The sequence below is a fragment of the Deltaproteobacteria bacterium genome (assembly GCA_020845775.1).
Lineage (GTDB): Bacteria > Bdellovibrionota_C > UBA2361 > SZUA-149 > JADLFC01 > JADLFC01.
Map to the genome: position 1 here is coordinate 1 of JADLFC010000108.1, position 23,993 is coordinate 23,993.

The following is a 23,993-nucleotide window of genomic DNA, read 5'->3' on the forward strand; positions in this document are numbered from 1 at the left end:
TAAACCGTTTCCAAAAAGTAAGTTAAATATTTTACTTTTTGGAAACGGTATTTGTTGTTTATTGGCAAGTGCTTACGCACTTGCTGTTTATACCATTTACAAAAATCCTTTTTGTAAATGGTATAAACGTGACAAAAGTGGCCAAAAGAACCTAAACGCTATTTTTACGGGGATATTTGCGGGGCTGCTATTTTGCACTTCTCGGACTCTCTGGGCCTACGCAACAGTTGCAGAGGTCTACACTTTGAATACTTTTTTAATTGCCCTTCTAGTATTTTGTTTGCTTCGCTGGCAACGCTTTTTACTTAGTCACAATCCTAACAGCGGGAAAGCTGAAAAAAGACCAATTGCCTTGGCTGCTAACGAGAACCGTTGGCTATATGCTTCAGCGCTAATCTTTGGCTTGGCACTCGGCGTGCATCATGTAACGGTGGCACTTGTTCTTCCCGCCTGCGCCGCATTTGTTCTCGCAACCCATGGCGTTAGATTTTTCTTTAGCCGACGCTTGTTGACCGCAGCAGGTTTTGCCTTCTTGGGCTTAGGAATTTACATATACTTACCTCTGACTGCGGCCAGCAAGCCGCTTATGAACTGGGGAGACCCTAGCTCGATCGCTAACTTTATTTCTCATGTTACCGGCCGGCAGTATCAAGTATATTTTGAATTTCAGCCTACAAAGTTGTTGGGCGACTTTTTGTCGCGCCTTCTTGTGGAATTTGGTCCATCATGGTTTCCCCTGGCACTAGCTTTAGCTTTTCTTGGTCTTATACATCTATTCCTTCGCGCACAAAGGCTGTTTTGGTTTTTTTGCGTGGCTATAATTCTTAACCTTACCTATAACACCACTTATGAAATTGCCGAGGACAAGGATGCCTATTACCTGCCAGTACACCTGTTTGTCGTCCTATGCTCGTCAGCAGGTCTGCAGTTCTTGTTAACTGAAATAACTGCAAACTTCCGGCTCCGGCTGGCTCAAAAGTGCCTAGTTTTTAGCCTATGCACGGCAATCCTTAGCATCTCTTTAGCAACTAACTATTCTTGGAACAATCGCCGCAACTATTACGTCGCTGAGGATTACGTTCGCAATATTTTATCGACAATTGCACCCTCCGGCATGATTATCAGCACTGATTGGCAGGTATACTCTCCTATGCTCTACTTTCAAGAAATTGAAAAACTGCGAGAGGATGTTGTTGTAATTGATATTAATCAGCTTCGGCGCTCGTGGTATTTTGAATTTCTCGAACGCTCGTATCCAAAAACCATGAATGCCGCTCGAAGCCAAGTTGAGGCTTTCTTAGAGGATTTAAAGAAATGGGAACGCGATCCCGAACTATATCAGCGCGATGTTACACTCAATCAGCGAATAAGCGAGCGGTTTAGGGAGCTGGTCTTAGCTTTCATTCGCAACCACCAACACATTGCGCCCGTGTATCTCACCCTTGAACTTGCCTCTGGGCGCATAGATAGTGCAGACAGCGAGTGGGTTCAGGCGGTTCTACAAAAGTATCAGCTCGTTCCCCAGGGTCTGGTATTCGAGCTATTCGATGATTGGAATTTTCATGAGCCTGCGCTTCCTGCTTTTGTTACGCGCGGGCTTTCAGACAACTCTCTCCGTTTTGCTCCGGACGATGTAGTCTCCATTAAAATTCTCCCAGTTTACGCAGCCATGGCCTACAATCGTGCGCGTTATTTAGAAGCTGCGGGACGACAACAATAGGGAGTCTAGCCTGGCGATGTCAATCGATGTCAATAAAAGACGTAGCAGCTATGCTGGAGACGAATCCAGCAAAGGGCCCAACAAAGTCTCTCACCCAAAACGCTTCGCCCAGAATTGCTGGAGCAAGAGCAACTGTTCTTTTCGGCCAACTATTTGCATAGGATTATTAAATAACTAGTTTAGCGCTAACTGCAGCTAATATGAGACTTAGCGCTAAAAAGAGCAAGTGGCTTTTTAGCGCTAAGTATACATAATAAGCCACTTAGCGCTTTAATGATAGCGCTGCTAGGTGAGGTGCCATTAGGGGTCGTCCGGACACATTCACTAACACATCAGCTATGATATTTGTGCATACTTATGTGCAATAGCCGTCCCACTTAAAAGTCCAACCGCCTAGTAGGTGTATTAGTAGAACTATCACTGGCCTAGCAGTAAGTTATTAACAATTCTACCAAATCTACAGATGCCTTGGCTCGCATAGTTCCGGCACGTTAATTGCTCCGGCATCTATGAAATACGATTAATGTTGTATCATTGAGTAATTGTGGCCTTGATAAGCACTGAGATCAGTCTATGTATATTGCTGGGCTACATCGCAAACTTATAGCCAACTCAAGGGGATCTGGCGTAATAGAGATGCTCGTCACCCTGGGAGTGACTAGCATTGTGCTTTCGATCTACGTGGCCAATCTAACCTCCCTTAGGGATCCTCTACAGGATGGCGCCTCGTCCCTCGTAGGTTTCTTTAAGCTCGCTAGAGCCCGTGCAATATCCACCACATCCGCCGTACTAATAGAACCGGGCGCCGCTGGCAGAATTACCGCTAGCACTGCCACAAACTGTAATGCCGCAACATTTGACCCCATACCCAATCTCTTTCTCGACATGCCTCCGGGAATTACTACGCCGGACACCACCTGGAGCGTTTGCTTTTCTCCTCGCGGCTTAGCAGACGATAGCCCAATGGTTTACTTAAGCGACGGCGAGGGGCGATATAAACAACTAGAAGTTTTTCTCGGCGGAGCAGTGAGATTGCAATGAAAAGCGAACAGGGTAGCTCACTCCTAGAAGTAATGGTGTCAATAAGCATACTGGGCCTGGTAATGGCAGGGATAATGCCGGCATTTGTCTACCACACTCGCTTTAACACCCAGAGTGAACTTCGCACAGATGCAATAATGGCAGCTCAATTTGTTCTAGATCAAATCCGACTACAAGATCCCAATACGCTGCCGACATCCGGCTCTACAGGCCCAACAGGCGTAAATATTGGGGACAGACTTTTTAACGTGACCAACTACTACTGTGAAGACGCAGATTATTGTGCATCCGCTAACAACCGACACATTAGAGTAGAGGCCGCATACAACAACTCGGTAATTTATGACGTCGAAACAGTTTTTACACAGCTCCGATAAAGGGTTCACCTTAGTCGAGCTCCTCGTATCGACTGCTCTTGGGCTGCTGATAACAGGCTCAATAATCTCGGTAACTATGAGCAGTCGAAACCTCTATCAGTACGACATAATCCGCACAAGGCTAAACCAAGAACTTCGCAGCTCCCTAGACGTATTGGGGGCAAACGTGCGCGAAGCGGGAGAAAATTTGAGCTCTACCTTCGATGCAATAGTCTTAACAAACGGAACGGGCATAAATAATTCAGACGAACTAGTATTGCGACGAAACCTAAAAGACGAAGTACTGAAAGTCTGTCAACCAATTGCTGCTGCGAGCTCGACAACGTCAATCTATTTCGCCGACTCAAGTGCCACGGCTGGTTGCGCCTACACAGATAACACCTACGCCTACTCCGTTTGGCAAACCTATCGCAATGAGCAAGACGGCGTAGTGAGGGCGTTTATTTATAATCAATCGACGAGACAAGGAGAGTTTTTCAACTACATTTCCGAAACCGATACCGGCACTGAACTAATTATTCAGAAAAGTGCTGGAGCATGGCAATACGATTACCCAGTGGAGTCCTCGGCAGTATATTTGCTCGAAGAGTGGCATTTTAGCCTACAAGAACACGATCTCGGCGATAACTACCTAGAAGTAATCGAGAATGGCGATGACGCGAACCCACTTAACATAATGTATGGGCTAGCCAACTTTCAGGTGCGTGCGGTTATGGCAGATGGAACAGTAAAAAATGAACTCGACATTGCAGACCGGTGGACCGATTTGCAGGCACTCGACATCACAGTGAGCGCTGAAGATTCCTGGAAAGATCGCAACATAAACAAGACTATCACCAGCCGCTTCTTTCCCCGCAATGTATTGTCAAACTAAGGTGTAAAATGAGATGCCGCAGACCTAAAATAAGAGGTTTCATGACAAACACAAAAGATAAAGGTTTTGTGCTAGTTTCTACCATGTTGCTAATTACTGTATTGCTAGCAATGATGGGTGCGTATTTTACGACAACCAGAGTTGAGCTAGCAACCACGCGCTCCACACACAATAGCATTAAAGGTTTTTACGCTGCCGAGGCTGGCCTAAATTTGCGAGCAGAGGAAATTAGGCAAGTATTCGTGGGCTACAATAGGCCAGATGGAACTAGTCCCACAGAAGATGAGGCATGTGAAGGTTCAAACCTAGGTAGTGGGGATTTCGCATGCGAGGTATTTGACGTCGGGAACCACCTAGCAACCACCTATATAACAGAAGAGCCAGATAATCCGATCATTACGACAATTCCACCGGGCGAGCGCTACCAAAATCTTAACGCGCAGGAATATCGCTACACCGTGCGCTCAGTCGCCTCAAATTCCGCCACAGAAGTGGAGGCCATTCTTGACCTAAAGTTTAAGAGCCGCTTGGTTCCACTATTCCAGTTTGTAGCATTTTACAACAAGGATTTGGAAATTCTTCCCGGTCCGACAATGAATTTAAGTGGGCCAGTGCATACAAACGGGGACTTATATCTAAACGCGGAGACTGCGCTCAACATAACTGGACAGGTTACTACCGCTGGCTCTCTGTTTCGCGGTCGAAAGAATACAAATCTTTGTAACTCTAAACCAGTTACAGTAAAAGACCCAATTAACCCCCTTTCGCTAGTGCCATCTTGTTCCACGAGAGTTACTATTACCAATAGTCAAATAGTTCCATATAACGGAATGATTCAGATGGACGTAACATCTCTAACTGTCCCAGAACCAGAAGCATTGGATGCAGATCCAGGCAGGATATATTGGGACAAGGCAGACTTGAGAATAGTGCTCGAACTAGATGTCGGCAATAACCCCATTGGCATACAAGTTAGAAACAACGACGATACAATTGATAATGCAAAAACCACTGATTTAAATACTTGCCCAGGTCTTATAAGTGGCAAAGTTGTAAACACTGGCATCTCATTCTTTAACAACAGAGAAGGGAAATTAATTAGAATGCTTGAAATCGACATGGTTGGTCTTCTAAACTGCATCGACGATGAAAGCTTGTTTGGCGCTGGCAAAGGCCTCGATGACGATAGCGAAGGCGGAATAGTGTTCCATTTCACAGTTAAAGGGCCGGACTCCGCCAGTACGGCAAACAATTATGGAGTAAGGATACGCAATGCAGATCAACTTCAGGGAGCTAGCGGCTCGCCGCTCGTAAAGGGCATGACAGTGGTAAGCGACCAGGCAGTTTATACTCATGGACACTACAATCGAACTAACAAAATACCCGCGGCAATTTTAGCCGATTCAATTAATATCTTGTCTACCAACTGGAATTTAAACGATGCTGCTAGTCTTAACCCGGACACAAATACTAGAATTGCCGCTAATACTACCGTTTATACAGCAATTTTAGCGGGCACAGATACGACTGGTGACATCGAGGGTGTCGGCGGACAAGGCGGTGCGTACAATGGCGGTCTCGAAAATTATCCGCGCTTTCATGAAAAGTGGACATCTAAAACGCTCACATATCGAGGCTCTTTTGTAAGCCTAAACCTTCCACGACACGTGTCGGGAAAATGGATATACGGCAATCCGCAGTACCAAGCGCCAAATAGAAACTGGGACTACGATACCGACTTTAACGACGCAGCAAAACTGCCCCCACTAACCCCGAGATTTGTGTATTTAAGCCAGGAACTCTTCGTGCGCGAGTGGGAACAATAGTATAAGGCAACCGATAGTTGATATATCTGCATCTAATCACGGTATAGGGGCCTATAGTTCGATACACCGTCTAAGATTACATCGCCCAAAACCGCAGATACTACAGCACTATGGTAAATGCTTCAGCACTGGCTTATTGGAGTGGCAGTCGGTATTCAAGAGACGCCGTAGATCGAGTCTGCAAGGAAATAGACGACAAACGCCTGGCACTACGTCTCGAATGCAAAGCAGATGGAACTCTTTCAATTCGACTCTCTACTAGGGCGGCAACTATAGGACAAGGACATTTTCCAACAGTAATTCGCTTTTTTCAGGACGTCGTTCAATCCTGGACAGGTAAACCCCTAATAGGCACGGCAATAATTTGGCTAGAGGATGGCTTGCATAAGTGGCACGCTCAGTATCGGCGCCGTACTCCCATTTTAGCTTTTGGGCGACGCCGAATTGATAACCAAACGTTTTTAATTCCCGATCCGGCCTTTATGCAGGATTGTGGGTATAGAGAAGAATTTGCACAAATTCGCGACATTGAAAGAGAAATTCCATGGCACGCAAAGCAAAAAACCGTATTTTGGCGAGGAGCTGCCTCGGGTCACGCCTGCGAGTCTGAGAACTTCCAAAATGCTCCACGGATTGCCCTTGGAATCTTGTCAGATAAAGTTGGCGACCCTAGCAGACTCGATGCCTATATTTCCAGCGTTCCAGATTATGCCGAAAAGCATAAGTCAGAGCGCATTCTAGCTCTCGGCTTGTTAAAACCGCATACGCCATTTTTAGAGTTTGTAAAATACCGCTACCAAGTTGATGTAGACGGTTACTCTTGTGCGTGGAAATCGCTTTTCCTAAAATTGGCAATGCAAAGCGTTGTTCTTAAAGTCCAAGGCGAGCACATGCAGTGGTATTATGAGGAGCTAAAACCCTGGGTTCACTACATTCCAGTCGAAGCTGACCTCTTGGATTTTTTGGATATACTTGATTGGCTTCCATCACACGACGAGCAGTGTCGGCAAATATCCGCTAACGCAAATAAATTAGTGAGTTCGATTACCTATAACAAAGCAAGGCAGGAAGTCGGTCAGTTACTAGCAGATGTTTTTTCCTGTCAGGACATGTAACGATACATCTATCGCTAAGACCCAAGAAGTGCCATAAGCTTTCTATCCCTAAACATCTGACTCATTGCCTCTGACATGGCTTTCGATAGAGATTGCTCTACGTGTGTGCGATTTACGCCCGGTCGCTTGATAATGGACGTTCCGCTATACTCTCCCGAAAAGAGCCTTTTATTGCTAGCGTCGCTTAACTCTATGTAAATAGTAGCTTCGCTACTTATCTCCGCAACAAATCCTTCCTTAACTACCGCTGACCAGTTTCTTACCTCGCCAGAAATGCTTTTTGGTGCAAAGGAACTCACGGCAAAGCCCTTATTCTGTAGCGCCCTTTCTAAAGCAAATTTTACGCGCACATCTATGCTACCCTCAGGCACGACGACGATCTCGGCTTCGCTGTTTGATTCTGCGACTTCTCTACCATCCCCAAATAGCTCTACGGCTAAACCGTTACTTAAATTTCCATTCACAACCTCGCCGACATTCACATCGTCTATCCTGGGAACAGGGATTTTGTTGCTAATCGCGGGAGCACAAGCAACAAAATGCATTAAAAACAGCAAGAAAAGCAGAGCAACAAAACACCTAGTTTTACAATTATCCGATTTCATAACCACATCTCAATTAACAACTTCGCGTCGTTGGGAAAACGATTCAACATGACTTTCTTTCTTCTCAGAACGTGAAAAGCGCCATTTTACTAATGGAGGAGCAATCATAGTAGTAACAATGACCATTATCACAACAGCTCCATAGGTAGCCTTGTCCACAACGGTTTTTCCATTTAACATCATTGTGGCCCCTATGCCGATAAAAATTAAACCCACCTCGCCTCTTGGAATCATGCCAAACCCTACTACCAACCTATCTAAACCCTTCTCCAAAACACCTAGTCCGCAAACCTGTTTGCCTACTATAGCTGCTAGCGTCAAAACAAATGCATATCCTAAAATCTTAGCATCTGCAAAAACCCGCAAATCTACTCCTGCTCCCATAGTGACAAAAAATATCGGCACCAAGAGAGCAATTATCGGTTGAATAATGCGCTCCATGCTCAAATTGTCGTGCTTAATCGAAAGTGGTTTATAGTGCATTGGATCTAAAATTAAGCCAGCAGTAAAAGCACCTACAATAGGCGCTAGCCCTACTAAGGCCGCGAGATAAGATAGGCCAAAACAAACGATTAAACCAGTTGCCAAGAATACCCCGTGGCTCCTCAGTGTCGTTGCTAACCTAAAGTAATACGGGGCCATTATCCTACCGATGAAAATAGCGCCGAACAAAAACCCTACCGCTAATACCATCACTTTGACGACTGACAATATATCTAACTCTGTTCCCTTACTGGCAGCAGTTATAATGCCGCTTACTACAGCTAGAACGATCAAACCTAAAACATCGTCAATAACTGCCGCCCCCAAAACAATTTTTGATTCAGCAGCTTGAATCTTGCCCAAATCCTTTAATACCCTAGCCGTAATGCCGACACTTGTAGCCGTAAGCGTTGCACCAATAAATACGTGGACTAGAGTTCCCATATCCGGCTCAAAAACAGATCCAACAAACCAGCCCAGAAAAAACGGGGCGATAACTCCTAAAACAGCCACGAGCAGAGAAGACCAACCCAGTTTTTTCATTTCCGCAATATTTGACTCTAACCCGACTTCAAATAACAGCAAGATAACTCCAAGTTCACTTAGAACTTTAAGAATCTCATCGTGCTTTAGATAATCAAAGTGCCTAAAGCCAATTAGGGACAAATTTCCTATTATGACCCCAATTAGAAGCTCGCCCATAACTGCTGGTTGGTGAAGGCGGACTGCCAAATCAGCACCGACATTAGCCAAAAACAAGATCACCATTAAACCTAGCAATACTGGCAGCACTGGGCTAGCATGCCCGCCGCCTCCTCCCTCACCACCTGCGCTAGCAGCGGCAAAGGCCTGCTCGATACCCCCGACGCATAATAGAGCTAAAGTAGCGATTGAAATTATTAACGGCCAGAATGTAACTCTCTTAAACCACGTATTGCGTTTCACTTAGCAATATCTCCAGATAAAATTTAATAAAATTTAAAACGAAAGCCTTCTAAAAAACTAATCTCGCCAGCTCGAGTCCTCGAAAGGAGGGCATTGACTGAATCCTTAATCGAACACTGTTTAGTTAAAAGTTTCACTACCTCCTCGGTAATGGGCACTGGCACATTGTGCCGCTTCGCCAACGCAAGCACCTTGGAAGCACTTTGAACTCCCTCAGCGACTTGGCCCAAGCTCCCTAAAATATCTTCTAGCTGCTCTCCTTGCCCCAAACGAATCCCGACCTGTCTATTTCTACTTAAATCCCCAGTAGCCGTAAGAAGTAAATCGCCCAAGCCACTCAAACCACCCACCGTAAGAGCACTGCCACCCAGAGCCACGACGAGGCGCTGCATCTCAGATAATCCGCGCGTAATTAAAGCTGCCCGCGCATTATTGCCCATCTGTAAACCATCAACTACTCCTGCTGCAATGGCAATAATATTCTTAAAGACACCTCCAAATTCCACCCCAATCACATCAGTAGAAGTATAAACTCTAAAACTATCGTAGTGAAAAACTTCGGCAATCTGCTGTGCTACAGACTCATCCAAGCATGCAAGCGTAACAGCAGTGGGCTTTCCCCTAACTACCTCTCTCGCAAAACTCGGCCCAGAAAGAACGCTAACGGGATTCTCCTTTCCTAGTTCCTCTTCGATTACCACACTCATGCGCTTTAAAGTAGCGTTCTCTAGCCCCTTTACCGCACTAACAATTAGCAATCCCTTTGGAACGTGCGCTTTAACAGCAGAAATTTCCGCCCGAACCGCCGACGATGGCAACGCAATAACCAACAACTCGGCCCCAGCTACGGCCTCCACTAGACATGTGCTCACCCTAATACCCGCTGCCAAAGACTCACCACTTAGGTATTTAGGGTTTTCTCTCTCTTCGGATATGGACTTAAGAACGCCCTCATCCCTACCCCACAAACACACCTCATAATTCGCTCGACGCAAGTGATGCGCCAAAGCTGTTCCCCAACTTCCAGCACCTAAGACCGCTATCTTGCGTACCTTTAAATGCATCTTCTCTCTGCACCGCTATACTAATCGGCAGCTTCCGACTCGCCATTTCCCTCCTCAGCGACTACCTCATCATCCTTCGCCTCCGCGATGCGCGCGACTGCAGCGACGCGCTCATTTTCAGCTAGCTGGATTAAGCGCACCCCTTGAGTATTTCGGCCAATTAACGAAATCGTATCCACAGCCGTTCTAATTACCTTGCCGCCAGTAGTAATTAACATTACATCGTCACCTTGCTTCACTCGGCTTGCCGAAACTACGAAACCATTTCGCTCAGTGGTCTTTATATCTATTACGCCCTTTCCGCCGCGATTTTGGCATCGATACTCCGAAAGCCTAGTTCTCTTTCCGTACCCATTTTCACAAACCGTTAGCAGAGAAAGCCCCATATCCTCAGCGCCGTCATTTTCGCCTCCTTCCTCTATGTGCTTAACCGTAACGAGATTAACTACTTCATCGCTGTCTTCCAGAGTAAGGCCCCTAACTCCCCTCGCACCCCTGCCCATTGCTCTTATTTGCGTCTCGGGAAACCTAATCGACATGCCATTGCGAGTTGAAATTACACAATCTAAAGTTCCGTCAGTTAACTCAACGCCAAAAACAGTATCGCCTTCGTCAAGCAACGTCGCCCGAATGCCACCCTTGCGGATATTTGCAAATGCCATTAAATCGACGCGTTTTATGTAACCCTTGCGCGTCGTTAAAACGACGTAGCGATCTTCCTCAAAATGCCGAACTGGAAGAATAGCCGATACTTCTTCGCCTTCCTCTAGCTCTAACATGTTAACGATAGCTCGACCGCGCGCCGTCCTACTAGCTTCTGGAAGCTGATACACTTTTAACAAATAAACCTTCCCCAACGACGAAAACACCAACAGATAAGCATGAGTAGACGCTACAAAGAGTTCCTCCACAAAATCATCCGCATCCTCTGCTAGCTTTTTAGTGCCCTGAACTCCTTTTCCGCCACGGTTCTGCGAGCGATACAGCGAGGGGGAACAGCGCTTTATATAACCGCGATGGCTAATTGTCACCATCATCTCTTCTTCAGCTATTAAATCCTCAACTTCAATTTCATCGCCAAAAGCCTCTATGACTGTGCGCCTATCATCGCCAAACTTCTTGGCTATCTCCTCTAACTCTTCGACGATAACTTTATTTATTAGCTGAGGACTCGCTAAAATTTCCTTTAGCTCGTTTATGTAAACTAAAAGCTCTTCTAGCTCTTTCTCAATTTCGCGCCTCTCTAAACCAGTCAATCTGCGCAGTGGCATGTCGAGAATGTTCTGAGCCTGAATCTCGCTTAAACTAAAATTTTGCTGCAAAGCAACTTTAGCATCCCTAACTGCCTCAGACGATTTTATTATCTGAATGACCGCATCTATGTTATCGAGCGCAATGCGAAATCCCTCTAAAATGTGCCTGCGAGCTTCGGCCTTCGCCAACTCGAATTTGCTGCGCCGAGTCACAACTGTTCTGCGATGTTCAACAAAATGCGTTAGCAGCTTGTCTAGTGATAAGATCTCTGGTCGTCCATCCACAATGGCTAGCATCGTCACGCCAAACGTGCGCTGTAACGGCGTGAGCTTAAAGAGCTGATTTAAAACCACTTCGTTTACAGCATCGCGCTTTAACTCGATTACAATGCGCATCCCACTGCGATCAGACTCGTCTCTTAAGCGCGAAATGCCTTCTATTTTTTTCTCGTTTACTAACTCGGCTATCTTCTCTACGAGCTTCGCCTTGTTCACCTGATAGGGAATCTCGTCAACAATTATCGCTTCGGCTTCTCTCTTTCCCGAGCTAATATTCTCGACATGAGTTTTCGCCCTAACCTGTATCAATCCTCGACCAGTTTTATAAATGCTGCGCAATGGCTCGGCACCATAAATAATCCCCGCTGTTGGGAAATCTGGCCCAGGCATTACCTCCATGAGCTCATCTACAGTGACCTGAGGATTATTGATTAACTTAATCGCCGCAGCGATTACCTCGCGCAAGTTATGTGGCGGAATGCGAGAGGCCATTCCCACAGCAATCCCTTCCGCACCATTGATTAAAAGCGTGGGGATTCGAGAGGGCAACACCACCGGCTCCTCGACCGACTCGTCAAAATTGGGCACAAAATCCACCGTATCTTTATCGATATCGGCGAGTTTAAGCTCGGCGAGCGCCTTTAACCGACACTCAGTATATCGATAAGCCGCAGGCGAATCTCCATCGATAGAGCCAAAATTGCCTTGGCCATCTATCAGTTGATACCTAAGATTCCACTCCTGCGCCATGCGCACCAATGCGTCGTAAACCGCTGTATCGCCATGGGGGTGATAATGCTTTAGCACCTCACCCACGACACCAGCGCACTTTGAATATTTCTTGTTAGAAGTTAAGCCCTCCCTAAGCATTGCGTAGAGAATTCTACGATGCACGGGTTTTAAGCCGTCGCGCACATCCGGAAGAGCACGGCCGATAATGACGCTCATGGCGTAATCCATATAGGATCCGCACATTTCATCTTCTATAGTAACTGGAATAATATTTGTCGCGTCCATAACACCTCAAAAAAAAGAAATGCCCCGTTAAAAGTGCCGCAAAAAATACTTCTGCGCGCTAGAGCATTTCCCTAAATATCTAAATTCTTAACACTTAAAGCGTTTTCCTCAATAAACGCACGGCGCGGTTCAACCGCATCACCCATGAGTAAAGTAAATAGGCGATCGGCCTCAATTGCATCTTCAATTCGAACCTGCAACATCGTGCGCTTCTTTGGATCTAACGTAGTATCCCAAAGTTGCTCTGGATTCATTTCGCCTAAACCCTTAAAGCGCGTAACCGTAAAGCCAGACTTGCCGCGTTCCATTATGGCTTTGCGAATTTCAAATATAGTCGAACACTCAATAATAGAATCTTCTTTCTTGCTCTTATCAATTAGCCTATACGGGTACACTCCCAGGGAACGAGTTTTAGCAAAAAAATTTTGAAGCTGTTGAAAGTCTTCCGTAGTCAACAATTCAAAGTTAATGGTCGTTCGGCGAGTAACTCCATCGCTTTCTGTTTCTATTTCCAAGGCCGAAGAACCGTGCTCTACATCGCTCGTAGTGCGAGCCGAAATAATGCGCACTCCACTTGCCCACTTTCCCAATTCCACCTTCATGCGCTCCAAAAAGGAATTTAAAACACCTCCATCGCTGAGAGCATCGCGGTTAAAACTATCAAAGGCAGCAAAAGCACTTAGAACATGGCGATCCATTCCCCTAAGGCCCATTACCTCGAGTATCTTTTCCGCTGACTTAATTTCCTTTAAAAAATTTTCTAGCTCCTGACCATCTAGCTTCCGCGTTCCTCCCAAACCTTCCACAACTATATCTTTCGCCCCTTCGTGAATGACAAAAACATCAAACGATTTCTCGTCATGCAAATAATGCTCTGCCTTGCCCTTTTTAAGCTTGTAAAGCGGCGGTTGTGCAATATATAAGTAACCCCGCTCAATCAGTTCGGGCATCTGTCTAAAAAAGAACGTCAACAAGAGCGTGCGGATATGGCTTCCATCGACATCCGCGTCGGTCATAATAACTACCTTGTGATACCTAAGCTTATCGGCGTTAAAGTCATCCCTTCCGATACCACAACCGAGAGCCGTTATGATGGTGCGAATTTCTTCAAACGCTAGCATCTTGTCAAAGCGCGCCTTCTCGACGTTTAAAATTTTACCTTTTAGCGGCAAAATCGCCTGGTTAGACCTGTCTCTACCCTGCTTGGCCGAGCCACCTGCCGAATCGCCCTCTACCAAATATAGCTCGCAAAGTTTTGGATCCTCAATCTGACAATCAGCTAATTTGCCGGGAAGTGCCGCTGAATCTAGCGCGCCCTTTCGGCGCACTAGCTCGCGAGCGCGTTTTGCTGCCTCTCTTGCTCTTCGCGCCTCTAAACCTTTACCTACAATGGTCTTAGCAATCGCCGGATTCTCTTCGAGAAAACTGTTTAGCTTATCGCCAAGCATTTGCTCGACTAGGCCTTTTATCTCGCTGTTCCCCAGCTTTGTTTTAGTTTGCCCCTCGAACTGAGGATTGGGAAGTTTTACGCTTATAATAGCCGTCGCGCCCTCGCGAATATCTTCGCCTTGTAGATTTTCGTCGCTACTTTTTATTAAACCATTTTGCACGGCATAGTTATTAATAGCGCGAGTTAGCGCAGTTCTAAAGCCAGCTAAATGTGTGCCTCCCTCAATGGTGTTAATGTTATTTGCAAAACTATATATAGCTTCATTATACCCTTCGTTATATTGCAGTGCTACTTCTATGCTAACGCCGTCCTTATTGGTATCTGCAATGTACATTGGCTCTGGGAAGAGCGGAACGCGCGTCTGGTTTAGATGTTTTACAAAGCTCTTGATTCCGCCTTCGTAAAAAAACTCTTGATTACGGCCGGTGCGTTCATCGTGAAAATTAATGCGAATGCCAGCATTTAAGAAGGCTAACTCTCTAAAGCGCGAAGCCAATAAGTCGTACTTAAATCCCTCTACCTCTTTAAATATCTCGAAATCTGGAAGAAAAGTTATTCGCGTTCCGCGACCATTGGTAGTTCCTATTTCCTTTAACTCGGACAAGGGATCTCCGCGATGGTACTCCTGAAAGAAGACTTTCCCTTCGCGCTTAACTTCAACCATCAATCGTTCGCTAAGAGCATTTACTACCGACACCCCCACGCCGTGCAAACCACCAGATACTCTATAAGCCTTATTCTCGAACTTTCCGCCCGCATGGAGTTTCGTCAAAACAACCTGCACGGCGCTTACCTTTTCCGTGGGATGGATATCAGTAGGTATGCCACGACCATTATCTTCGACAGTAACCGACCCATTTACGTGAATGGTCACATTAATGCGATCGCAATACCCAGCCATGGCTTCGTCAATCGAATTATCGACGACTTCGTAAACGAGGTGATGATAGCCGCGTTCATAGGTGTCTCCTATGTACATGCTAGGGCGCTTGCGCACTGCATCGAGGCCTTCTAAAACCTTGATCTTATCGACGCCGTAGTCTTCAGCAACTCTTAAAATGGCCTTATCTGCCTCTTGAACCGCAATTAAATTCTCTTCCATAATTACAAATCTATATATAAAAGCTCGCTTAAGGAGCTACATAAAATCAGTGCTTAAAGCACCACTACAAATCGTTGGAACTATAGCAGGTTATTTAATAGTAAGCAAACAAGAAAGTTAAATGATTTCAATAAATTACGTGGCATGTCGCCATCAGTGCAAGTGGCTAGAAAATTCGCTTGCTTCGAGAGCGTTTGCAAAAAGAGTCAATTGGAAAACAGTTGTTTTCCAAGTTGACTTAGCACCTATGAATCAATTCCTTCCAAGCACACATCCTAGCTCCAAAAAAGACCCCATTATTGGAGGAGTTATACCAAAAAAGGGGTCATTTTTAGTTTACTTTTACCAAAAAAGACTCCATTATTAGCTAAGCAAACAAGGAATATGTGTAATGTACAGGAAAGCACTAAAGGACTTAAAGCAATGGGCAGCAACTGAAAGGCCTAAGCCCTTAATACTTAGGGGCGCGAGACAGGTGGGCAAGAGTTACCTAGCTAAGCTACTTGCAGACAATATGCTTCTAGACTTGTGCACGGTTAACCTGGAGAAGACCAAACTCAGAGAAGTTGAAAATCAAGAGAGCTTTTCAATTGACAGAGTAATTTCTGAAATAAGTTTGGTTTGCAAGAAGAAGATCTCTGACAACTCCCTTATTTTCTTAGATGAAATTCAAGCACAACCCGCTGCAATAAACGCTCTACGTTATTTCTATGAAGATAGACCAGGGCTTCGGGTCATTGCCGCTGGTTCGTTGTTTGAAGTAATTATCAGCAAACAAAAGGTATCGATACCAGTGGGAAGAGTGGAGTACTACTATCTGAGCCCCATGACATTTTTTGAATTTCTTCAGGCCCTCGACGAAGAGCAGCTTCTTAGTCAACTGCAGCACATAACACTGGATTCCCCGCCGTCAAAGACCTTGCACGAAATGGCAACCGAATTGCTGAAAGAGTACTACTTTGTCGGTGGAATGCCCGAAGCGGTGGCAACATATGTTGAGTCAAAAGATCGAGAAGCGGTAAGGAAAGTTCACTATTCGCTAGTACACACCTATAGAGAGGACATTACAAAATACGCCAGCGGTGGACTGCAGAATAAAATATTAAAGGTTCTCGAATATGTCCCAGCCAATATTGGCGAAAAAGTTATTTTCAGCAAAATATCCCGGCAACATTCCACCGATATTAAAAATGCTATAGCGCTACTAGCCATGGCAAACGTTATTTATCGTTGCTGCCACAATAGTTGTACTGGCTTGCCTCTAAGCGCTGGAGCTGATTGCAATATTTTAAAGCTCTATTTTTTGGATGTTGGTTTATACAATTCTCTTACTGGACTTGAATGGGGAGACCTATTTAAATTGACTCCCGATAATCTACTTACTAAGGGAAATATCGCCGAACAGTTCGCCGTGCAGCACTTAGCATTTTTAACCCCCACAAAAGAGCCTTCGGATTTATATTATTGGTTAAGAGGCAAGAAAAAGGGAGCTGCCGAGGTAGATTTTATCTGTTCTTATAAAAGCAAAATTTTACCAATTGAAGTAAAGTCGGGAGCATCGGGTAAAATGCGCTCGCTGTGGCAACTAGTATATGATAAAAAAATCGACAGTGCGATTAGGCTCGACTTGTCCCTGCGAAAATCCTTATATAGTACAGTTTCACATCATATAAGAACTGGCGATGGGCTAAAGTCCGTCAAATGCAACTTAATTGGACTACCAATCTACCTAGTTGAAAACCTCTTTGCCATACTTGGTGGAGCGAATGATGCGCTAGCCAAAAAGAGCATCTAATCCTACACGGCAAGCAGTAAAGGTTTGCCACGCTAATTAGTTGTTTGTCGAACCTCTGCCAAACCATTTGTGATTTGCAATATGGCTAAGTGTGGAACGATATTTTCAAGGTCTTTTAACAAGTAAGGTAGGGTTATAATGAACTGAGATTTGCTATGTGCAATAAGTTTAAAAAGGGCTTTTTTTCTGCGCATGTCCAGTTCTGACTCTATATCGTCTAGCAAAAAGATAGGAGCATCTCCTTCACTGTTATCAGTTAAGAAATCTGCCGTGGCTAGCTTTAGAGCCAATGCTAAACTTCTCGTTTGTCCCTGCGAGGCGCAATGCCTGGCTGACTTCTCGCCACTACCAACATCTATATCGATTTCTAAATCGTCACGCTGAATTCCTACAGAAGTTGTCGATTTGGCAAAATCGCTCTTAATCGCCTGCGAAATAACCATCTCAATATCGTCCTGAGACTTAATAACTCCGCTATTGTCCAAAAAATCACTGCAATATCTAACACTAGCTCGCTCGCGCCTTATTTCAGTCTCATTGTCGCTAGACCCCGCTAAGATCTGGTAATAGCGCTTAAACCTCTGGCTAATTCCCTGAATGAAATCGAAACGCATTCTTGCAATAAAATGCCCATGTTGAGCTAAAGCCGTATTCCACACTGACAGAAGTTCAACAAACTCATCTAACTTGGATTTACTAAAGTTCTCCCGATTTTCTCTAATAATGGCATTTCTGCTCTTTAACGCTCTTGAATATGCCACCGCTCTTTCTACATACGTCCTATCGAGCATCGCTATAGCTCTATCCATAAAGCGGCGCCTGCATGATGGCGCCCCTTTAATGATCTCTAAATCGTGCGCCCCAAACTCTACTACTCTTACTTGTCCATAAAAGGAACTTGCGTTAGAGATCCGTTTGGCGTTGATATACACATTTCTACCAGCAGGAGTGATATCGTATTTTATTTCTTTTTCGCCATCGGTCGCGATAATTTTCGCACTTACTGTGCATTTATCACTTTCGCTACTACTGAATGGATCCTGTATATGCGATGTGTCTCCTAAATCTAAATTCGAATAAGATCTGGGTTTTTCGTTCCAGGCAATTAGTTCAACCTGTTTAGAGGTGCGAAAAGACCTAGCTTGGCTCAAGAGGTATATTGATTCAAGTAAATTAGTTTTCCCCTGACCATTATCACCAACAATAGCTGTAACTCTTTCTGGAAAGGAAATATCCTGCTTAACGAGATTGCGAAAACCACTTAACGATATACGTATTATGTGCACAGAGGCGATTATCCCTGTTCAAAACGCACAGGCATAACTACGCACATGTATAATGGATCTCCATCTCCAACAAACACTCCCGACCCCTTTTCGCCATTTAACTTAATGTTTACTGTCTCGCTACTAGTCATTGCCGAAATCAATTCGACTAAGTATCGCGCATTGAACGCGACAGTCACATTGTCTCCATCTTGTCTTACGTGCATATTTTCTACAGCTTCGCCAAAACCCTCGCTGCAACAAGAAACGCGCAAATCTGAATCATTAACGCTTAAAATCACATTTCTCGCATTTTCTGTAGTGACTAGCGCTACGCGCCTAGCTACTGATAGGAACTCAAGCCTATCAACATCTATGCTCGTTTTAAACTCTGTTGGGATATGCCTTCTATAATTTGGAAACTCGCCATTAATTAAGCCTACGCCCAGTATCACTCGCTTGCTTTTTACAGTAAAAAAACCGTTATTAATTGCCACATATGCTACTCCTTCATTTCCCTCTAGTAGCTTCTTAATCTCTTGTACTCCCTTCTTAGGAATAATTACGCTGTGCGTTAGCATATCGAAGCCATCAATAACTCTGTCTATAATTGCCAAGCGATGCCCGTCGGTACCTATAAATCGCAGCTTATTTTTTTGGCCTTCTTCATCTAGTAGTTCTGCGCAAACTCCAGTTATGTTTACTCGAGTATCGTCTGTGGAAATTGCATATAGAGTGTTATTTATCATCTCGTGTAGTTTTGGCGCGTCTACCGAGACAGGATTAATTAATGCCAAACCATTTATGCTAGGGTATTCAGATGAAGCAGCACCGCTTACCTTAAATCTGGAATTGCCAGAAACTATTTCTAGCCGGCAGTCTTCTGTTGAACTAATGTGCACAACTTCTTCTGGGAGTTCCTTTACTATTTCGTATATAAACTTAGCATCAACAGTTAATGTGCCTGGCCTTAAAACATTTGCGTCCATATCGCCTAAGAGGCTAATGCATAAGTCCGACGCTAAAACTTGAAGTGTGCCATTCCCTGCCGTAAGTTTAACGTTACCAACTATCGGCATTGTATTGCGACGATTTGCGATTGTACTAGTTAAATACAAGAGATGATAAAGTTCTTTTTGATTGACTTCTATCTGCATTACTAATGCTCCATCTACACTACTGCTTCTACTTACGCTAATTTGATGGGCGCTTTTTGTAGCGCAACCAAGACGTTACTTCAGTATATTTTCTTACACTAGTTACAATAAATGTTGTAGATGTGTTTAGAAATTTTTTGCTAATGAGCGTGTCTTGGTTCTAGCTTACATATACGCTCTTCATAGTGCTTTTAAAAATTAACGTTCTTTCTCTTCTTTCTTCCAAATATAAATTTAAAGATAGTAGTAGTTGTAGTAGACAGATTTGTATCTGTTAGTTGTGAATGTAAGTCGTAGTGAGCAAAGGAAATCTTTGAACTACAAAGTTTGATATAAGTTGTTGATAAGCTATTTATAACCTTGGCAATGCGATAGTAGTTGTTAACAACAAGCAGTAATGCAAAAACTTATCACAAATTATTCCACAACATTCAAACAAGCTTACCAACAAGTTATCAACAGCCCCAAATTCTTATCAAATATCGAGCAGTTTTAGTATTAGTGAATGATGATAGGCACTTAGATTGATTCATGTTTATTAAATATATTATTACTAAAGACTTATTAACACCGTTAATGGAGTGGTTTTGTTGCTGCTACTGCTGTTGGATTGATGGGTTTTGGTAGGATTTTTTTGTTATATCTAGGTAGTAGTAGATCTTGATGGTTGAGTGGTTTTGTTGCTGTTACTGCTGTTGGATTGATGGGTTTTGGTAGGATTTCTGTAGGCAGTAAAAAGGATTTTTTTCTTATAACTAGTAGTAGATCTTGGTTTTGCTGGAGCTACTGCTGTTGGATGCGATAGGCAGAACTACTTAAATGTTTGAACTAGTTCCAGTTAGCCTTGACTCTATAAGGCGTAAATCGCTTGTTATGCTATTAGTATCGTGTTTTCTTTCGTCAATAGAGCGAATTGCATAAACAACTGTGGAATGATCTCTGCCACCAAAAAGAGCGCCTATTTCTGGAAAGGAACAGGTGGTAAGTTTGCGACATAAATACATTGCAATTTGCCGAGGAAGTACTACGCTTTGATTTCTGCGTTTGCCAACTAACTCTCTTACGCTCACGCCGTACTTTTCAGCAACTGTCTTCTGAATTAGTTCTATAGTAATTGCTCGTGATTTCTCGGGAACAATCGTTCGCAATGCACTTTCGACTAGATCGATGTTGAGATTTTGCCCATTTAACGCACTCATGGCGTTAAATCTGTTTAGCGCACCTTCTAATTCTCTTACGTTACTATCTATCTTTTCTGCCAAAAGCTTGGCAACTTCCGGTGGAAGAGAAATGTTCAGCGCTTCCGCCTTCTTCATGAGAATAGCAACGCGGGTTTCAAAATCAGGCGCTTGCAAATCTACCGTCAAACCACAGGCAAACCTCGTTCGCAAACGCTCCTCTAAAGTAACTAATTCTTGCGGAATCTTGTCAGCAGTCAAAATTATCTGGCTCTGCTTTGCATACAGAGAATTAAATGTGTGAAAAAGCTCCTCTTGAGTGCGCTCCTTTCCAGCAATAAACTGCACATCGTCAATGATTAAAACATCTAAGGAGCGGAACTTCTCCTTAAACTGAGACATCTTGTTGCTTTTTAATGCCTGAATCAACTCATTTACAAATACTTCTGACGAAACAAAAAGAACTTTCTTTTGCTTGCGCCACGCGAAATTGCCAATGGCGTTAACTAAATGAGTTTTTCCTAAACCAACACCACCATAAACAAAAAGCGGATTGTACCTACAACCAGGCTGCTCCGCTACGCTTTTTCCAACCGCATGCCCTAGCTGATTACAAGCCCCTACAACAAAATTAGCAAAACTATATTTGGGATTTAAATTCGCCTGAGCAAGAGAAGTTTTTGTAACTCGCGCATTATTTGCACGCGAGGAAGAACTACTAGAATTAAAAGCTAAGGATTTTTTTTCGCCACAAGAACCGCCTTTTTCCTCAGCTGATTTAACTTTGTCATTCTTAATTTCCTCCCTAGCAGAGCGTAGCTTATTGCCATTGCCTGAAACCGACAACAATAGCTCTATGTTGTTTTTATTCAAATTAACAATACTACAGCTCTCGGCAATAGCCGAACAAATTAAATCGCCATATGCACGCTTAATGTGATCGCAATAAAACTTATTGGGAGCTAAAAGAGTAATTTCCAGTTTTTGAGGTGAGGAAGATTGCAAAAAAAGTGGCAAATTAATACGTGATGGAATGAGCGGTTTAATCCACGCAGAAAAAATTTGAAAATCCAACGTGGCCTGAAGAACCTTACAAGCCCCATCCCAAATGCGAACCTCGTTAGCTTCAGCGACAATGTCGCCAGCTATATTATTTTCGCTACCATCATTATCAACGATATTGCTTATTGCTTCCAAGCTCCGAACCGCTCCGACAAATGGCAATGCTAACCTACTTCACCAGAAAATATGGGAACCATCAAAGAACATCTTCTACTCGTAACCATAGGAAAGTCTATTACCTAGAACTAAAAAGGAAGCAAATGGTTAGAACCTAAGTTGAGCTAACTTAAAGTTGATCACATAGAGATTTCAACTGCATGCGGCGAAAAAAAATTTAAAAAAAATTTTGTTAATGCTATGTGACTCCAATCTATGAACGCAATTAAGAACACAAATGGAGATGTGGCGAACAATGGCAAGAAACTTGCACTAAAGTTTTTAGGAGTATTGTGTATTGTTGTGGCTCTGATTGCTGTGTCGATAGTTTGCATTAATAAGCCACTAGAGATTGAGGCATTTAAGATTAGCGGAGTATTGCTAGGTATTGCATTTGGCGGGCTTAACTTACTAAGTTGGTCGAAAGTTACTGGGGTTATTTTGGGGGGCAAACGAGAACTTTCGTTCTTTAAAAGAGCAGTAGTTTTTTTAATGGTCTTTTTTAAGCTTCCCTTGGTTATCTTAGTGTTGTTCTGGCTAATTGCTTTTGTACAAGATCTTGTAATTTCATTTCTTATAGGCTATGTGTCGCTATTGTTTTTGGGGGCTGTAGTTGTTTGCCTAGGGGCTAAGAGAGAAGAGACAGATTGTCAGTAGATAGTGTTTGTAGTCGGGAAAAAAATAAAGACATGTCTTCAGTAAATATCATTCAAAGTGCAACTTCTTCGTTAGGTCTCAATCCTTCTAATGAGGGTTTGTGGTCGGCTGGATTTGTAGCGGTAGTAATTGGGACTGTGGGGATTTTGGCCAGAAATAGGCTAGCCGAAAAGCGAAATCCTATAATTCCAGACGAGCGATTGACGACATGTAACGCTTTGGAACTTTTGGCGGAATTTATTCTTAACCTGTCTGATAACGTGATGTTGAAGGAAAACCGCAAATACATCCCTTTTGTGGCCACTGTTTTTTTCTATGTGGCGAGTATGAATTTATTGGGATTGCTACCCGGCTTTTCGATGCCAACTGATAGCTTTACTATTAATCTCGGAGTAGCTCTGGTGGTTTTTGTTTGTTATAATTATTGGGGCATTCGAGAAGTCGGAATAATTAATTATACTAAGCACTTGTGGGGTCCAATCTTTGGAATTGGCTTGTTGTTATTTCCGGTAGAAATAATTAGCCACATAATGAGGCCAGTTTCTCTAAGTATTCGATTGTTTGGAAATATGATTGGTGATCACATGGTGTTAGAGGTATTTACCGATCTTACAAAGGCAATAATACCAGTTATCTTTTATGGTTTAGGGACATTTGTTAGTTTTGTTCAGGCATTTGTCTTTACTTTGTTGACCATGATCTATATACGGTTAGCAGTGGCTCACGATGAAGGTCACTAAATTACAGTAGTTCAACAGGCGTTGCCGCCTTTTGCTTAAGGTAGCTGTGTCTAGCAGTTCTTAAGTAGTAGGGGCTGCTGTTAAGTTGTAAGTTACAATATTGCGCAATTATCGTGGAGGAAATATGCGTTTAGGGAAGGTGTTTTCTGTATTAATGTTTGGCATTTTCTTTCTTGTCGATTCGGCTTGGGCGGCAGAAGAGGCGGCGGCTGGTTCGAGTGATTGGAGTGCTGCCGCAGGCGGTCTAGGAATAGCAATGGCAGCTTTCGGTGGAGCAATGGGACAAAGCCGGGCTGTATCTGCAGCATTAGAAGGTATTGGTCGAAATCCAGGAGCGGCCGGCCAAATGTTCGTTCCTATGTTGCTAGGACTTGCTTTTATGGAATCGTTGGTAATTTTTTCCTTTGTTATAGCCTATAATTTAACTAAATAGTTTTTTATGGGCGTGTCTGAAAACACGCCCATAACCTAATCTGCTTATTGAACGCTTTTTTCCGTAACCGGGTTTCAACTAAAGTTAGAAAAGAAATCCGCTGCCGAGACGATTAACGAGTTTTTGTGCTTATCCATGTAAGCTGTTTTTGCCAATACTTGGATCATCGGAATATCGCCATATAGCTTAGAATATCTTACTAAGTTAGGACTAAGAGTTTCTTCGTTTAGTTTAGCTTCTATTAATACAATGGGTTTTCGGTTTTTTGTAATTATACCATTTACAAAAAGGATTTTTGTAAATGGTATAAACAGCAAGTGCGTAAGCACTTGCCAACAAACAACAAATACCGTTTCCAAAAAGTAAAATATTTAACTTACTTTTTGGAAACGGTATAGA

At 43.6% G+C, this 23,993-nt stretch carries 18 protein-coding genes; 10 read left to right on the plus strand and 8 right to left on the minus strand.

Translation table 11 applies throughout. The annotated features are described in order from the left end of the window. The 6 genes from IT291_06790 to IT291_06815 form a co-directional block, all read left to right on the plus strand. A partial coding sequence (locus IT291_06790) for a DUF2723 domain-containing protein (protein MCC6220929.1) occupies positions 1 to 1,720 on the plus strand: 1,720 nt, incomplete at its 5' end. A gap of 573 nt (positions 1,721 to 2,293) precedes the next feature. Then, a complete protein-coding gene (locus tag IT291_06795; GenBank protein ID MCC6220930.1) occupies positions 2,294 to 2,761 on the plus strand; it encodes a hypothetical protein in 468 nt (155 codons plus the stop codon). After that, entirely contained in the window at positions 2,758 to 3,138 is a 381-nt protein-coding gene (locus IT291_06800) for a type II secretion system protein (GenBank protein MCC6220931.1), read from the plus strand. Before IT291_06795 ends, IT291_06800 begins: the two co-directional genes overlap by 4 nt. Continuing rightward, on the plus strand, positions 3,104 to 4,012 hold the full coding sequence (locus IT291_06805; protein ID MCC6220932.1) for a prepilin-type N-terminal cleavage/methylation domain-containing protein: 909 nt from the start codon (positions 3,104 to 3,106) through the stop codon (positions 4,010 to 4,012). Before IT291_06800 ends, IT291_06805 begins: the two co-directional genes overlap by 35 nt. A gap of 41 nt (positions 4,013 to 4,053) precedes the next feature. Continuing rightward, positions 4,054 to 5,838 carry a pilus assembly PilX N-terminal domain-containing protein gene (locus IT291_06810; GenBank protein MCC6220933.1) on the plus strand — a complete coding sequence of 595 codons (1,785 nt, stop codon included), beginning with the start codon at positions 4,054 to 4,056 and terminating at the stop codon, positions 5,836 to 5,838. A 110-nt stretch (positions 5,839 to 5,948) separates the two neighbouring features. After that, the gene (locus IT291_06815) at positions 5,949 to 6,953 is read left to right on the plus strand and encodes a hypothetical protein (GenBank protein ID MCC6220934.1); all 1,005 of its coding nucleotides are present in this window, start codon (positions 5,949 to 5,951) and stop codon (positions 6,951 to 6,953) included. 14 nt (positions 6,954 to 6,967) lie between these two features. Here the strand turns inward: IT291_06815 and IT291_06820 are convergent, their stop codons facing one another. From IT291_06820 to gyrB, 5 genes are all read right to left on the minus strand, one after another. Then, complete coding sequence (locus IT291_06820) at positions 6,968 to 7,558, minus strand: hypothetical protein (protein MCC6220935.1); 591 nt, start codon at positions 7,556 to 7,558, stop codon at positions 6,968 to 6,970. A 9-nt stretch (positions 7,559 to 7,567) separates the two neighbouring features. Beyond that, positions 7,568 to 8,986, minus strand: coding sequence for a cation:proton antiporter (locus IT291_06825; GenBank protein ID MCC6220936.1), 1,419 nt, complete (start codon positions 8,984 to 8,986; stop codon positions 7,568 to 7,570). 23 nt (positions 8,987 to 9,009) lie between these two features. Then, on the minus strand, positions 9,010 to 10,050 hold the full coding sequence (locus IT291_06830) for an NAD(P)-dependent glycerol-3-phosphate dehydrogenase (GenBank protein ID MCC6220937.1): 1,041 nt from the start codon (positions 10,048 to 10,050) through the stop codon (positions 9,010 to 9,012). 20 nt (positions 10,051 to 10,070) lie between these two features. Next, a complete protein-coding gene (gyrA, locus tag IT291_06835) occupies positions 10,071 to 12,599 on the minus strand; it encodes a DNA gyrase subunit A (GenBank protein MCC6220938.1) in 2,529 nt (842 codons plus the stop codon). Between the two features lie 71 nt (positions 12,600 to 12,670). Then, positions 12,671 to 15,151: a DNA topoisomerase (ATP-hydrolyzing) subunit B gene (gyrB, locus tag IT291_06840; GenBank protein ID MCC6220939.1), complete on the minus strand. Its 2,481-nt coding sequence runs from the start codon at positions 15,149 to 15,151 to the stop codon at positions 12,671 to 12,673. 391 nt (positions 15,152 to 15,542) lie between these two features. Here gyrB and IT291_06845 point away from each other — a divergent pair, with 391 nt between their 5' ends. Beyond that, a complete protein-coding gene (locus tag IT291_06845) occupies positions 15,543 to 16,946 on the plus strand; it encodes an ATP-binding protein (GenBank protein ID MCC6220940.1) in 1,404 nt (467 codons plus the stop codon). 32 nt (positions 16,947 to 16,978) lie between these two features. On the opposite strand, the gene recF is transcribed toward IT291_06845, so the two are convergent. The 3 genes from recF to dnaA all read right to left on the minus strand — a co-directional run bounded on the left by recF (position 16,979) and on the right by dnaA (position 21,743). Beyond that, a complete protein-coding gene (recF, locus tag IT291_06850; GenBank protein MCC6220941.1) occupies positions 16,979 to 18,232 on the minus strand; it encodes a DNA replication and repair protein RecF in 1,254 nt (417 codons plus the stop codon). A gap of 8 nt (positions 18,233 to 18,240) precedes the next feature. Next, positions 18,241 to 19,368, minus strand: a complete 1,128-nt coding sequence (dnaN, locus tag IT291_06855; protein MCC6220942.1) for a DNA polymerase III subunit beta — start codon at positions 19,366 to 19,368, stop codon at positions 18,241 to 18,243. 815 nt (positions 19,369 to 20,183) lie between these two features. Next, positions 20,184 to 21,743 (minus strand): chromosomal replication initiator protein DnaA, encoded by a 1,560-nt coding sequence (gene dnaA, locus IT291_06860; protein ID MCC6220943.1) that lies wholly within the window; start codon positions 21,741 to 21,743, stop codon positions 20,184 to 20,186. A 237-nt stretch (positions 21,744 to 21,980) separates the two neighbouring features. Between dnaA and IT291_06865 the strand changes: the two genes are divergently transcribed. The 3 genes from IT291_06865 (at position 21,981) to IT291_06875 (ending at position 23,594) form a co-directional block, all read left to right on the plus strand. After that, positions 21,981 to 22,421 (plus strand): hypothetical protein, encoded by a 441-nt coding sequence (locus IT291_06865; GenBank protein MCC6220944.1) that lies wholly within the window; start codon positions 21,981 to 21,983, stop codon positions 22,419 to 22,421. Positions 22,422 to 22,453: 32 nt separating this feature from the next. Continuing rightward, on the plus strand, positions 22,454 to 23,161 hold the full coding sequence (atpB, locus tag IT291_06870) for a F0F1 ATP synthase subunit A (GenBank protein ID MCC6220945.1): 708 nt from the start codon (positions 22,454 to 22,456) through the stop codon (positions 23,159 to 23,161). 124 nt (positions 23,162 to 23,285) lie between these two features. Beyond that, positions 23,286 to 23,594, plus strand: a complete 309-nt coding sequence (locus IT291_06875) for an ATP synthase F0 subunit C (GenBank protein ID MCC6220946.1) — start codon at positions 23,286 to 23,288, stop codon at positions 23,592 to 23,594. Positions 23,595 to 23,993 lie beyond the last annotated feature (399 nt).

Coding starts and splice junctions, on each gene's coding strand:
- IT291_06865 (MCC6220944.1), top strand. CDS start 21,981: ATGAACGCAATTAAGAACACAAATGGAGATGTGGCGAACAATGGCAAG.
- IT291_06875 (MCC6220946.1), top strand. CDS start 23,286: ATGCGTTTAGGGAAGGTGTTTTCTGTATTAATGTTTGGCATTTTCTTT.
- IT291_06800 (MCC6220931.1), top strand. CDS start 2,758: ATGAAAAGCGAACAGGGTAGCTCACTCCTAGAAGTAATGGTGTCAATA.
- IT291_06810 (MCC6220933.1), top strand. CDS start 4,054: ATGACAAACACAAAAGATAAAGGTTTTGTGCTAGTTTCTACCATGTTG.
- gyrA (MCC6220938.1), bottom strand. CDS start 12,599: ATGGACGCGACAAATATTATTCCAGTTACTATAGAAGATGAAATGTGC.
- IT291_06815 (MCC6220934.1), top strand. CDS start 5,949: ATGGTAAATGCTTCAGCACTGGCTTATTGGAGTGGCAGTCGGTATTCA.
- IT291_06830 (MCC6220937.1), bottom strand. CDS start 10,050: ATGCATTTAAAGGTACGCAAGATAGCGGTCTTAGGTGCTGGAAGTTGG.
- IT291_06805 (MCC6220932.1), top strand. CDS start 3,104: ATGACGTCGAAACAGTTTTTACACAGCTCCGATAAAGGGTTCACCTTA.
- IT291_06820 (MCC6220935.1), bottom strand. CDS start 7,558: ATGAAATCGGATAATTGTAAAACTAGGTGTTTTGTTGCTCTGCTTTTC.
- gyrB (MCC6220939.1), bottom strand. CDS start 15,151: ATGGAAGAGAATTTAATTGCGGTTCAAGAGGCAGATAAGGCCATTTTA.
- IT291_06795 (MCC6220930.1), top strand. CDS start 2,294: ATGTATATTGCTGGGCTACATCGCAAACTTATAGCCAACTCAAGGGGA.
- atpB (MCC6220945.1), top strand. CDS start 22,454: ATGTCTTCAGTAAATATCATTCAAAGTGCAACTTCTTCGTTAGGTCTC.
- IT291_06845 (MCC6220940.1), top strand. CDS start 15,543: ATGTACAGGAAAGCACTAAAGGACTTAAAGCAATGGGCAGCAACTGAA.
- dnaN (MCC6220942.1), bottom strand. CDS start 19,368: ATGCAGATAGAAGTCAATCAAAAAGAACTTTATCATCTCTTGTATTTA.